This is a genomic window from Lysinibacillus sp. S1, from assembly GCF_044986265.1.
GTDB lineage: Bacteria > Bacillota > Bacilli > Bacillales_A > Planococcaceae > Lysinibacillus > Lysinibacillus capsici.
Genome location: NZ_CP173154.1, coordinates 3,120,415 through 3,133,726, shown reverse-complemented (window position 1 = coordinate 3,133,726; position 13,312 = coordinate 3,120,415). Strand labels below are relative to the sequence as shown.

The following is a 13,312-nucleotide window of genomic DNA, read 5'->3' as shown; positions in this document are numbered from 1 at the left end:
TCTTTTCAAGAATAGAAGTAGTCGTCTTGTTTCTTTGAAAGAATAGCATTCCAAAAACAAAAAAGGTCATCTTTGTATATTTTTCTCTACAAAGATGACCTTTTTCTTATCTCAACCGTCTATATATTAGTGAGGCCTATTGAATACGTCCAAAGCCTACTAAGTATTGATTCCACCAATCAAGTGATTCAATTACGACACCATTGTTTTGAGCGTCGATCATTGTGTTATTACCTAAATAAATACCTACGTGTGCTACACCTGAACCATAGCTGAAGAACACTAAGTCCCCAACGCGTGCTTCACCTGCTGAAATGCGTTGTGTTGCTAAATATTGTTGTGATGCTGTACGAGGTAAAGAAACACCCGCTTGCTTATATGACCATTGTACAAGACCTGAACAGTCAAAACCTGTTGATGGGTTGCTACCACCCCAAACATAAGGACGTCCTAGGAATTGTTTAGCTGTTGAAATGGCATCTCCTGAAGAAACAGTGCCAGCTCCTGACCCAACAATAATTTTTTGTGGTTCGCCTCCACCATTATTTTGAGTTGCTTGTATAACTGGTGTAGCTGCTTGAAGTGCACGTAAACGAGCTGCCTCTTCTTCAGCTGCTTTACGCTCTGCTTCTAAACGTTCTTCTTCTTGTTTCGTTGCAATTTCAGCTTTTAATGCAAGTGATTTCGCTTCGTTCTCAGCTTTCTTCACTTCCATCTCGCTTTCTTTTTGCTGAAGCTCTTGGAATTGTTTTTGAAGTTCCTTTTGTTTTTCATCTAATGTAGCTTTTTGTTGCTCTAAGCTTGCTTTATCTGCTTCCTGTTGATCCACTAATTCTTGGTCAGCATCCATTAATGTTTTTACCGCTACGACACGATCCATTAAATCTGCAAAGCTTTTTGCCTCAAGCACTACATTTAAATAAACACCTACAGTGTTGTCTTGCGCTTGGTATGCAGCCATACGCTCACTTAAAATTTTTGAACGTTGCTCGATACGTTTTTGTGTTTCAACAATACTAGCATCCACTTCTTTAATATCTGCTTGTACTTGTTTAAATACCTTTACTTTTGCGTCGATCTCTTGTTGTAGTTTCGTTAGTTCTTCTTGTAATTTTTTAATTTGTGCATCTATTTCAGCCTTTTTCTCTATCATTTGTTGAGAAGTTTCTTCGGCATGTACTTCTGTTGGTTGAATTGTATTAAATAATAAGCCGCCAGCTAGTGCTAATGCTAGCACCATCGACTTACGCCATTTGTTACGCTTAGCCACGTTACCTTCATTTCCCTTCATCTATCAATTTCGCTCTCGATATTCTATGTAATCACTTGAACGATTTCTATTTTAATTAAATGTTCTTATATTTATTTTAGCCTTTTAAAGTTTAGCATTTTCTACATAACTTTTATACTATTTCATGTCTATTTAATACATTAGTAAAACTCGAAATATTTCTGTAACATTCGCACTTAAACTACATTATTCTACATAATACATTTTTCTTCTACACAGAGAAATTATTAGCTAATTCGACATTAGACCTAACAGATCTTTTGTAATGTTTTTGTAATATTTGAGGATGCCAAAGAAAAAGGTAGGGAAAAAATTCCCTACCTATTGCTTCATCGACCTTAATGCTTGTATAGATAATCTCACTAACAAAATAGCACATAAAAATAAACCTAAATATGCCGCTGTGTTCAAATAGACCGCATAAGAATCGTGGATAAATTGTGAAATAGCTAAAAGAGCGACAGATATAATACCAAAAGTTATACCCACCAGCAGCAAAACAAATTGAGAAAACAAATGTGTAATAAAACGTGAATTATGTTCATCCGAAAAGACATCATGATGTAAAATGATTTTTCAGCTCTCAACTCGCTGAATGAGCTGATCGACTCTTCTAGGCATTTTACGCAAAGTCGGTATTAGCATAGATAATTCTTCTTGCAGCCGCTCCTTAGTTGCCACCGGTTCTTTAAAAGGCTTAAGGAAAGAGGCACGCATATATGTAGCAGAAAAATCCTTTGCCTCAGTAAAGATATCAAAACGTGGATCTATTACCCGTAATGTGCCATCTAACGTCACTAAGGAACGGAGAGCTAATCCCACTGCTGGATAAAATGCAAGTCCAAAATCTCTTACCACTGTAAATAGCGCGTGAATTAATTCTTCAGTAGGTATACGGTCAACATAGGAAATTTTCAGTAATATTTGGTCGATTGCCTGCTCCATTCTCGCACGTTCTGCATGATCAGCATTTTCCACTAATAATGTTAAACCATCATATAAAACGCTTGAATCATTTAGTTGAATGCCCATCAAAAATAACTTTAAGCCTTCTTGCTGTGTTGCACCTAAACGTCCTACTGCGCCAAAGTCAAGCAAGACTGGTGTTCCATCTGTTTCATCGATATGGATATTTCCTGGATGTGGGTCTGCATGAAAAATACCAGAGAATAGCATCTGCTCAAAAAATGAGTAGAGTACGGTTCTTGCAAATTGCCTACGATCAATCGACAAACGATTAAATTCAGATGCCCCCTCTGCCACACTTTGTCCACGAATATACTCCATCACAATAACATTTTCATTACTGTAAGGCGTAAATATTTTAGGAATTCGAACCTTGTAATCGCTTTTCGCCAGTGCATTCTTCACCTGTAGCGTATTACGTACTTCAATATCCAAATGAATTTCCTCACGTAGCCCCTCTGCAAATCCCCCAGCCAACTCTCGAAAGCCTAATGATTCAGCCCAGGTTGATTTTGTGGATAGCCAATTAGCAAAATCCTCTAAAATTTAAAGGTCATCGCGCATAATTCCCTTTACTTCTGGACGCAATAGCTTGACTACCACCTCTTCATAATTTTTAAGCCTTGCTTTATGCACTTGGCCAATAGAGGCTGCTGCAATGGGTTCCATTTGAAATTGGCTAAATATTTCGTCCATTGATTGCGGAAGAGATCTCTCTAAAATTTGTTTCACTTGCTCCTCTGATAAAGGCCTTACTCGGTGTTGAAGCCTTTCTAATTCATCAATAAAAATAGGTGAAAAAAGCTCTTTTCGTGTGGAAAGTACCTGGCCAAATTTGATGAAAATCCCACCACATTGTTCTAACGTTGCGCGCAAAGCAATTGCAAGTTCTTTTTCATTTTCTCGTTGCCTCGCATATTTAATCGTTTGTACGACACCGTTTGTAACAGCAATTTTTAATACCTGACGCAAGCGTTTCTGCTGTCGCCAATAGCTACGCAATCGCAATAGTAAAGATTTTTGGCCGTGACGGCGATCTCCATTCGTAATGCCACTAGGGTCAAAAAGCTCAAATACCAAATAAAGCAACATCGAAATTAGTAGCATACTACCGATCCAAATCAGTGTGCTTACCTCAGTTACTGTTTGCATCATCGTTTCTGATAAAAAATCTGTATGGCGTAGATAAGAATACCAGTACACAAAAGAGGTTAATGTCACACTAATAACGACTGACAGCACTCTTCGCACAAAATTAATATTCGAGCCAATTAATCGTCCACTCACAATATAAATCAAACCCGATACTATGAGGATTTGGGTTAAAAATTTCAAAAAGATCAACAGTGTCACCCCCTGTGCCATTTCCATTTCCTACTACCGTTAGTATAGCAAATTTGTGCATCAACTTTCTTGAACGAGGAACACCACAGAAAATTTATTAATTTGGCACCTTGATAAAATACCCTTTAGGGTATATTATTTATTTGTAGTATTCAAACTACATAATTCTCCTCATTTTAGAGAAAAAACCTTTATTTAAGAGACTCTAAATACCCCATTATGTATTTATTATGAAAAGGAGTGTTTACATTGAGTAAAAAATTTTTAATATTCGGTGGCGTTGCAGGTGGTGCATCCACAGCAGCTCGTCTTCGTCGTCTAGATGAAAAAGCAGAAATTATTATATTTGAAAAGGGGCCGAATGTTTCATTCTCTAATTGTTCTCTCCCCTTCCATTTAAGCGGGATTGTTGAAAATAGCGACAAATTAATTTTAATGACGCCTCAAGGCTTCCAAACAAAATACAATATAGAGGCTCGTGTTCAGCAAGAAGTTGTACGTATTAACAGAGAGAAAAAAACCATCACCATTAAGGATTTAAAAACGAATAGAGATTATGAGGAAAGTTACGATACGTTAATTTTATCCCCAGGAGCAAGTCCTATCGTCCCTGACTTAGAGGGCATTCATTCTAAGCACGTCTTTACCATTAGAAACGTGGCTGATATTGACCGTTTAAATTGGTATCTACAAACAGATAATGTACAGGATATTGCCGTGGTTGGCGGAGGCTTCATTGGTGTAGAGGTAGCAGAAAATTTGAAGCTAGCAGGCTATAATGTATCTCTAGTTGAATTTGGCCAACAAATTATGGCCCCTTTTGATTATGATATGGCTCAAATCTTACACAAGGAAATGACTGATAAAGGGGTTCAAGTTATTGTCAATGACGGTCTTGCAAAGGTTACACCAAATAATGTGACGTTGAACTCAGGCAAACAATTGAAAGCCCAAGCAGTAGTATTAGCAATTGGCGTTCGACCTGAAATCCGCTTAGCCAAAGAGGCCGGGCTAACAATTGGTGAACTCGGAGGTATTCAAGTTGATGCAAATTACGTGACGTCTGATCCTTCCATATATGCTGTGGGAGATGCGATTGAAGTATTCCATCAGCTTACCCATAAACAGACGCGCCTTGCTTTAGCCGGTCCCGCTCAACGACAAGCACGTGCAGCAGCTAATCATATGTATAACATCCCTCATCACAACAAAGGAGTCATTGGATCTTCAAGCGTACAAATTTTCGATCTCGTATGCGCGACAACAGGTTTGAACGAAAAAACAGCCCTAGCAAATGGCTTTCAAGCAAAAAGTGTTTATTTGATAGCTCCAGACAAAGTAGGACTAATGCCAAATAGTAATCCACTTCACTTTAAGCTCGTTTATGAAACACCGACGGGTAAAATACTAGGGGCTCAAGCAATAGGTAAAGGTAATGCAGATAAGAGGATTGATGTTATAGCTACCCTCATCACAATGGGCGGTACATTAGAAGATTTAAAGGAGCTAGAGTTATCCTATTCTCCAATGTTTAGCACTGCCCGTGATATTGTTAATTTGGCAGCTCTTGTAGCTCAAAATCTATTACACGGACACTTTAAGCAGGTAAAAGTTGATGAAGTAAGGGAACTCATTGAAAATCAAGCCTTTTTCTTAGACGTTCGTGAAAAAAATGAATTTGAATCCGGTCACCTTATCAATGCACACAATATTCCTCTAAGTGAACTTCGGGAAAGAATGGATGAAATTCCGAAGGATCAAGCAGTGTATGTGCATTGCCGATCTGGTCAACGTAGCTATAATGCTGTTATGGCCCTTCAAAATAGCGGTTTTTCTAACGTCTTTAATGTAAGTGGGTCATTCCTAGGGATTTGCTTATACGAATATTTTACAGATATCACAACGAACAGAGATAAAATAGTAACTGCTTATAATTKTAAATAAGTTAAAGGGATGCCAATTATCAGCAGCCCTTTTCTTCGTTAATTTGTAGACAAAACTTTTTCCCAGTCAATCGTACCATTTTTAACTTGTTCACGTTTTTCCTTATTCATGATGTCATTTGGACGCCCGCCTTTTGGCCAATCTTTTTCATGGTTCGCACACTCTGGACGATCTTGCGATAAAATAAAGGCAGCTAAATCTGCAGCTTCTTGATCTGTTAATGTACCCGCTGCACCTATCGGCATATCATTTTGAATATAGCCAGCCATTTTTGACATACGTGCCATACCTGCGCCATCATTAAATGAATTATCTCCCCATAAAGCTGGGCCAGTATTAGCACCAGTTCCTGCGCCATCAGCTGCATGACAGGCTATACAGGACTGCGCATAAAGCTCCTCACCATCTGCAACATTTGGAATCGGCACATTCTTCATATCACTTGTGCCCGCCCATTCACGTTTTGCTCCAATTGGAACACCTTCAGAAATATAAGCGAAATACGCCACCATAGCCTCTAGTTCATCACTATTCATTTCGAATTTTTTACCATTCATACTCCGAACCATACAGCCATTAATCCGTTCTTCTATTGTAACTACACCACCTGAGCGTCCAATATACTGTGGATAATTTGCCATTACACCTACTAATGATGAGGCTTGCTCGTCATAGCCAGCACCGGCATGACAGCTTGTGCAAGATAATTGGTTGCCCACATATTCATCTGCCGCAACATGTGTGTTATTAACAAGTTCATAGCCCGTTAATATTGCTTCTTTCATTGGACCATCTGGTACTTCTTCAATACTTGGCGGAGCATAGACCACTGACTGAGCAGCTGCTGTTGTTGGTATTTGTGTTTGCACTGTCGCTTCTTTCTCACTCACATTCGAATCAACTGTAATTTTGTCACTGACAAACGTCCCAACAAAAATGGCGCCTGCTAACAGTACTGTTCCTGCTACTCCTGCTACTATAGGTTTCATCTATAATACCCCCCTTTGTATTCTCACTTATATTTTAGCAACATAACAATTTATTGGATGTGATTTTTCTCACACTACCATAAAATAGAACCATTCAGATGATAAAAAAGGATAAATTATACATTTTATTTTGTTGTATAACACAGAAAACAAGACTTAATACCTCTTGCAGTATTCATTTGTTCGAAAAAAAAGCGTCAAGTACACTTACGCACTCGACACCTTTAAAGTCTTTTATAGTTTACACTGTCCATCAGCACATGCCGATTCTCCATTACCATTTATCATTATCGTTGGCTGAATCCCAGCTATTTCCGCAGCTTGATGCAAAGTTCGCACAAACACTTCATTCGGCTCAGCCCCTTTAATACCATAACGATTTTCAAATACAAAGAACGGTACACTTTGTACGCCAAGTTGCTGTGCTTCATAGCGATCCTTGTCTAGCTCTTCACTAAAATCAGTTGAAGCTAATATTCCCGCTGCAACTTCTCTATCCAAATCTAATTGCGCAATAACTTTTAATAAAAACTCATCTTTGTTCAAATCTTCACCATCTTTAAAATAACCAGCCATTAGTGCTTCCGTATAAGCTGTCGCTTTACCAAATTGCTGCGTCCATTTAGCTAAACGATGAGCCTTTTCTGTATGCGCTGTTTTCATCTTAGCAAAATCATAATGCAAACCAACTTCCGTTGCTCTCGTAGCTATACCCTCGACCATATCTTTCACTTCATCTAGCGTGACATCATACTTTTTAGCCAGCGCCTCATAAAAAGAGGGGGCATTCACTTCCGGGATATCTGGGCCTATTTGAAATGCTTTATATTCTATTTCCACTAATCCTGTATAGCCTGCGATGTCAATCGCCCGTTCCAGTTCTCGTTTGCCAATATAACAAAATGGACATGTAAAATCAGAGAAAACTTCAATTTTCATTACCATACCCCCTTATAATATATCCATCCAAATTTTAATAGCTGTTGCTAATATAAGAACCGCTAAAATAATTTGTAGGAATTTAGTATTTAACTTGCCCCCTATTCTCGCACCCAGAGGAGCAGCTATTAGACTAGCTACAATCAAGATGAGCGCTGGATAATATTCCACTTGCCCAGTCATTAATTTACCAATAGTTCCTCCTACTGAGGAGATAAACGTAATAGCAAGGCTTGACGCAATGGTCATACGAGTAGGGATTCCTAAGACCACAAGCATGATTGGTACTAATAAAAATCCACCAGCTGCTCCTACAATTCCGGAACCGATACCAACAACGAAAGCTAATAGGACCGCCAATGGTTTATTAAATGTAACAGCCTGCATCGGTTTATCATCAACTTGCTTTTTCGGTATGAACATCATCACAGATGCAATCAATGCAAGGATTCCATAGACCATGTTAATACCAGACTCAGATAAAAATTTTGAACCGAAGCTACCCACAAAGCTTCCCGCTAATATGGCAATCCCCATCAAGATAAACACGCATTTATTTAATTCCACGCCATTACGAWAGACCCAAACMCCTGAAAGAGCAGCAAAAAGTACCTGAATCGCACTTATCCCTGACACCTCATGTGCAGAAAAGGCCGCAAATCCTAGTATAAGAGATATATATAGTAGCATCGGGAAATTAATGATGGCACCGCCAATACCTAACATCCCTGATACAAATGAACCGAGAAAACCAATAAGTAAAATGGTTAAGATCCATGCAATATCCATTTAGTTTTCCTTCTTTCTGGCTGTATTCAACAAAAGGAAAGAAGGGTTGTTCTACTGTAATAGACAACCCTCAATCAGCCCTATGCTTTCTGAATGAAAAATGTAATAACGCCAGCCTCTTCAGATTGATCTAAAATGATATGACCTCCTGCTTTTGCCCAAGCAGGAATATCCGCTAAAGCTCCTTTATCTGTCACCTGAACTTCTAAAACTTCCCCAGACTTTAGGGTATCTATTGCTTTTTTTGTCTTCACAATAGGCATTGGACAAGAAAGGCCTTTTGCATCTAGTTGTAAACTTGATTTCATCATATTCTCCTTCAACTCGGCAAAGGTTGTAAGCGATTTTGCCGGTTCTTCTTGTTTTATATCTTCATGAAGGATGAGCGCCTTCAATTCAAGAAATTTACATATAATAAGCATACATGCATACTCATTGCACTTTAGCATGTTTTATCGTACTGCACAGCGATTTGGTCCAATTTCCATTTCTGTTTGCTCATCTAACGCAGGTGTGATTTTCCCCATATTCACCTGACGAATTTCCTGATAAGCATTTGGTTGTGGAGGTAATTCATCTGTTACCACACGTCTAAATTCTTCTTCATCTTGAATATTTAATCCATGGTTTTGTACAAATAAATCCCCTAGTCGTCTAGCAACTGTCCCATCTTCATTCAGCTCATCAATAATCATAAAATGTGCTGGTAAGACAATAAGTTCATCAGACAATTCTCGATAACGCTTGTAAAGCGTGTCTCGTAAATCTCCAACCCAGTCATCAGCAAGGCCAGCTAAATCAGGACGTCCGATTGAATCGATAAATAAAATATCTCCTGTTAATAAATATTTGCTGTCAACAACAAATGAAGTAGAGCCTATCGTATGACCAGGAGAATAGATAGCTCCTACATCTATTTTTGATGCACCGATTTGAACAGTCGTTCCATCAACTAACGGTGTATAGTGGAACACAACTTCCTCAGCGTCCTTAGGTGGCAAATAATAGGTTGCGCCTGTCATCTCTGCAATATGGCGCCCACCTGAAATGTGATCAGCATGTAAGTGTGTATCAAAAACATGTTTAATTTGGACATTTTTATGTTCTGCAAAATTTATAAACACATCTGTAAAACGTACAGCATCAATAATAGCTGCTTCACCTTCAGAAAGGACCATATAAGACAGACAGCCCTTTCCTAAGCGAACAAACTGATAAAGCTCACCACCGCCTGTTAAATCACCTACTTTAATTGGCTCTAAATATTCACTCCAGGATTTCATACCTCCAGCTAAATAGGCAACCTCAATACCTGCCTCAGCTAACATTTCAGCAACCATTAAAGACGATCCTTCTTTAGCACAAACGACTAATACATCTTTATCAGTTGGGATATTCGGTAAAATATTATCAATACCATCTAACAGTTCAAAATACGGTATATTTAAGTACTCAAAACGATGTCCATCGATTTTCCAATCTTCGAATGCATCCGCATTACGAACATCTAAAATAAACAACTCTTCATTGTGAATAACCTTTTTAGCTACTTGTGACGCGCTCCATTTTTGAATTGACATCTCTTTTACCCCCATCGGTATTGTTTTTATGTTTTTTATAGCGGAGAGGGGTGCCCTCTCCGCTTTTATAGGTAGGTCACTAGAATGTAAGTGACGGTGCTGCGTCTTTCGCGAATTCTAGGAACGTTACGGCTCCTCCCACCTCAATACCCTCAATGAAATCTTCAGTAGTTAAACCCATAACATCCATCGTCATCTGACAAGCAATAAATTTCACACCTAATTCTTGTGCCATTTCCACTAGTTGAGGAATAGCTGGCACATTTGCTTTTGTAAACCCTTCAGCATAGTGTTCTGCTCCAGCTGGCATTGGTAATGCATGCATACCTTGCTTATGAATTAAATTCAAACCTTCAAATGTAAAGAAGATAGCTACCTCTTTCTCAGAAGCTGCCGCAGCTGTTGCGATATTAAATACCTTATACGCATCAAATAAACCACCGTTACTTGCAATGATTGCTACTTTGTTCGACATAATAAAATTCCTCCAATTTAAATGTTTTTTGTTAAATCGCCTGACCAGGATGTCATACCTGGTAAGACGTTAAATACTTTCGTAAAACCATGTGAAGCCAGCTTTTGCGCAGCCATGTCACTGCGTTTTCCAGTACGACAAATAACATATATCTCCTGCTCTTTATCAAGCTCAGAAAGTCGTGTCTCCAGTTCGCCCATTGGTATCGATTTTGCTCCCGCAATATGCCCAAAAGCGAATTCCGCTTCCTCACGTACATCTAGAATTAATCCTTTACGACTTGTGATTTGCTCTAAATCAATTGTTTGATCAAACGTCATTTCTTCTATTTGGTCGTTTGTACATTTACGAATATAGTGTTTCAGTACACCATCATCTTCTAAAGTACCAATATACTGATGACCTACAGTTTCAGCCCATGCCGCAATATCAGCTTTAGATCCTTTGTCAGTCGCAGCTACTTCTAAAATTTGACCATCTACTAAATCAGCCATCGCTTTTTTTGTTTTCACAATCGGCATCGGGCAAGAAAGACCCTTGGCATCTAGCTGAAAATCCGCCTTCATACTTTTCATAACCTCCACATACCTATAAGGGTATTATTTTAATCAAAAAAATATAGATTTAACCTATTACTGTACTTTTCCCTCCCAAGCTAACATACCACCAATCATGTTAGTTACATTAAAGCCATTACTTTCTAATAGTTGAGTAGCCCGAGCACTTCGTCCACCTGATCGACAAACCATAATATACGACTCCCTCTTATTTAATTCAGGTAGTCGAAACTCTAATAAACCTAGCGGGATATGAATAATGCCCGGGATGTGGCCAGCCTCTACTTCATCTACCTCTCGCACATCAATAAGATTCAGCTTCCCTCCTTGCTCCATAGTTTGTTGAACTTCTTTTGCTGTAATTTCTTTCACTTTTTTCTCCTCCTAGTATGCACTCATTCCACCCCGAACATTAGAAACACGCTCAAAACCTTGCTTTTTAAGTTGCTTACAAGCCTGACTACTTCGCATACCACTCTGACAAATAACTATGATCTCTTTATCCTTCGGAAGGTTTTTAAAGCTCGACCCAAGCGGAACATTTTTAAATTGCGAGATATGCCGACCTTTATACTCAGCAGGCGTGCGTACATCGATAAATATCTTATCCTTATCATTCAGCATATCTTTTAATTGGGCTGTAGAAATTGATTGAATGCCCTTCGCTGGCTTCATTCGCCAAACGAAAAAGGCTGCCACAAGCGCGATAATAATCCATATTTCCATATGACCAGTCCTCCTTTTTATACGATTATGGGTATATCAAGTTATCGACTTTTCACGACCAAGTCCATCGCCTCTTGGATAGCAGCATTCATTTTTTCAGCATTGCCTTCAGCAGTCGATACACAATCTAATAAATTTTCACTTACAATGACACCAATCGTCCGGTCAACAGCAGAACGCACGGCAGATAGCTGTGTAATCACATCTTTACAACTTTGACCTTCTTCCATCATGCGTAAAATACCCCGCATTTGACCTTCCATACGTTTCACACGATTTGCAGTGTTTGAGCCATACGCCATTCTGTTATGCCCCCTTTCAAACGATAGATTGAACTTCCTTACGAGATTTATATTATACCCCTATAGGTATGTTGTCAACATAAAGCTTCTATCTTTTTTAAAATGCTGCAATTGCGAGTTACAATGTTCTCCCTATCGCTTTAACCTCATCTATCTGCTTCCTTATTATTTCAACAAAAAACCCTGCTACGAGTTATTTCTCATAGCAGGGAGTTTATTTTTATTTAGCTAATTGCATGGCTGGCCCAAAGAATTCATAGTGAATTTTTTCATCTTTCACGCCAATTTCCTGTAAATTTTTAATAACCGCTTCCATAAAGCCTACAGGGCCACATATATATACATCTGCATTATCAGCTACTTTTTCAGCCAGCAATTCTTTTGTAATAAGCTTGTCTTCATCAGAGTATAAAGCTGTATAGGATGCATTCGGTAAGACGTTTACTTTCTTTTGAATGTCATCACTGAACGCTACAACCTTCTCATTACGAGCACATTGGATAAAGTTCACTTCATTCACTGCATTATGATTTAGAGATTGCAGCATACTGTTTAAAGGTGTTACACCGATACCGCCACTTACAAATGTAATTGGTGCAGCCGTTTCTTCTAACACAAATAATCCGGCTGGAGCACTTACATCTACCAAATCTCCAACTTGTAATTGATCATGAATATAATTTGACACTTTACCATTTGGCGTATGATCACTTTCACGTTTCACCGAAATACGATAGCCATCTTCTGCACTCGCTTGTGAAAGTGTATATTGACGGTTCATTAAATACTCTTCTCCTGGCACTTTCACTCGAATAGAGATGTATTGACCTGGTTCATAAGTTGGTAGTGGTGATCCATCTTCATTTACAAAATAAATAGAAGTTACTAAGTCACTTTCTACAACTTTTTTTGCCACTTTTAATGGTTTAAATAGACGCCAACCACCATTGTTCTCAGTTTTTTGGTATAACTCTTCTTCTACTTGAATGAAAATATCTGCGATAACGCCATAAGCCTCGGCCCATGCACCAATAATGTCATCAGTTGCTGCATCACCAAGTACTTCTTTAATCGCTTTTAATAAGTTTTCACCCACAATTGGGTAATGTTCAGGTAAAATTCCTAAACTACGGTGTTTATGTGCAATAAGCATTACTGCTGGTAAAATTGCTTCTAAGTTTTCAATATGAACTGCTGCAGCGTAAACAGTATTTGCTAATGCTGTTTGCTGACGGCCTTGTTCTTGGTTCGTGTGATTAAAAATATTTAGTAATTCTGGATGAGCTTGAAACATATTTTTGTAAAACGTCTTTGTGATTTCAACACCATGAACTTCTAATACAGGTACTGTTGCTTTAATAATTTGAATTGTTTCTTGTTTTAACATATCGCTTACCATCCTTTCGTGAT

General features: G+C 38.5%; 13 protein-coding genes and 1 pseudogene. 1 reads left to right on the top strand and 13 read right to left on the bottom strand.

Annotated elements, in window-relative coordinates; genetic code table 11:
- Window positions 1-136: 136 nt before the first annotated feature.
- Together ACHZEU_RS15605 and ACHZEU_RS15600 are read right to left on the bottom strand one after the other, a co-directional pair.
- On the bottom strand, window positions 137-1,270 hold the full coding sequence (locus ACHZEU_RS15605) for a C40 family peptidase (RefSeq protein ID WP_304481699.1): 1,134 nt from the start codon (window positions 1,268-1,270) through the stop codon (window positions 137-139).
- A gap of 342 nt (window positions 1,271-1,612) precedes the next feature.
- A pseudogene (locus tag ACHZEU_RS15600) lies at window positions 1,613-3,601 on the bottom strand (ABC1 kinase family protein).
- 249 nt (window positions 3,602-3,850) lie between these two features.
- Between ACHZEU_RS15600 and ACHZEU_RS15595 the strand changes: the two are divergent.
- Window positions 3,851-5,545, top strand: a complete 1,695-nt coding sequence (locus tag ACHZEU_RS15595) for an FAD-dependent oxidoreductase (RefSeq protein WP_404803547.1) — start codon at window positions 3,851-3,853, stop codon at window positions 5,543-5,545.
- A gap of 38 nt (window positions 5,546-5,583) precedes the next feature.
- On the opposite strand, the gene ACHZEU_RS15590 is transcribed toward ACHZEU_RS15595, so the two are convergent.
- The 11 genes from ACHZEU_RS15590 to hmpA all read right to left on the bottom strand — a co-directional run bounded on the left by ACHZEU_RS15590 (window position 5,584) and on the right by hmpA (window position 13,289).
- Entirely contained in the window at window positions 5,584-6,534 is a 951-nt protein-coding gene (locus ACHZEU_RS15590; RefSeq protein WP_404803546.1) for a c-type cytochrome, read from the bottom strand.
- Between the two features lie 234 nt (window positions 6,535-6,768).
- Complete coding sequence (locus tag ACHZEU_RS15585) at window positions 6,769-7,473, bottom strand: DsbA family protein (protein WP_048394144.1); 705 nt, start codon at window positions 7,471-7,473, stop codon at window positions 6,769-6,771.
- A gap of 12 nt (window positions 7,474-7,485) precedes the next feature.
- The gene (locus tag ACHZEU_RS15580; RefSeq protein WP_404803545.1) at window positions 7,486-8,262 is read right to left on the bottom strand and encodes a sulfite exporter TauE/SafE family protein; all 777 of its coding nucleotides are present in this window, start codon (window positions 8,260-8,262) and stop codon (window positions 7,486-7,488) included.
- An 80-nt stretch (window positions 8,263-8,342) separates the two neighbouring features.
- Complete coding sequence (locus ACHZEU_RS15575; RefSeq protein WP_112118009.1) at window positions 8,343-8,573, bottom strand: sulfurtransferase TusA family protein; 231 nt, start codon at window positions 8,571-8,573, stop codon at window positions 8,343-8,345.
- A gap of 141 nt (window positions 8,574-8,714) precedes the next feature.
- Window positions 8,715-9,842 (bottom strand): MBL fold metallo-hydrolase, encoded by a 1,128-nt coding sequence (locus tag ACHZEU_RS15570; protein ID WP_048394139.1) that lies wholly within the window; start codon window positions 9,840-9,842, stop codon window positions 8,715-8,717.
- A gap of 79 nt (window positions 9,843-9,921) precedes the next feature.
- Window positions 9,922-10,317: a DsrE/DsrF/DrsH-like family protein gene (locus ACHZEU_RS15565; RefSeq protein WP_048394137.1), complete on the bottom strand. Its 396-nt coding sequence runs from the start codon at window positions 10,315-10,317 to the stop codon at window positions 9,922-9,924.
- Window positions 10,318-10,334: 17 nt separating this feature from the next.
- The gene (locus ACHZEU_RS15560; protein ID WP_048394135.1) at window positions 10,335-10,883 is read right to left on the bottom strand and encodes a sulfurtransferase TusA family protein; all 549 of its coding nucleotides are present in this window, start codon (window positions 10,881-10,883) and stop codon (window positions 10,335-10,337) included.
- A gap of 66 nt (window positions 10,884-10,949) precedes the next feature.
- A complete protein-coding gene (locus ACHZEU_RS15555) occupies window positions 10,950-11,246 on the bottom strand; it encodes a rhodanese-like domain-containing protein (RefSeq protein ID WP_048394133.1) in 297 nt (98 codons plus the stop codon).
- Between the two features lie 12 nt (window positions 11,247-11,258).
- Window positions 11,259-11,600, bottom strand: a complete 342-nt coding sequence (locus tag ACHZEU_RS15550) for a rhodanese-like domain-containing protein (protein WP_048394132.1) — start codon at window positions 11,598-11,600, stop codon at window positions 11,259-11,261.
- A 41-nt stretch (window positions 11,601-11,641) separates the two neighbouring features.
- Window positions 11,642-11,902 carry a metal-sensitive transcriptional regulator gene (locus tag ACHZEU_RS15545; RefSeq protein WP_048394130.1) on the bottom strand — a complete coding sequence of 87 codons (261 nt, stop codon included), beginning with the start codon at window positions 11,900-11,902 and terminating at the stop codon, window positions 11,642-11,644.
- A 220-nt stretch (window positions 11,903-12,122) separates the two neighbouring features.
- Window positions 12,123-13,289, bottom strand: a complete 1,167-nt coding sequence (hmpA, locus tag ACHZEU_RS15540) for an NO-inducible flavohemoprotein (protein ID WP_048394129.1) — start codon at window positions 13,287-13,289, stop codon at window positions 12,123-12,125.
- Between the last annotated feature and the right edge of the window lie 23 nt (window positions 13,290-13,312).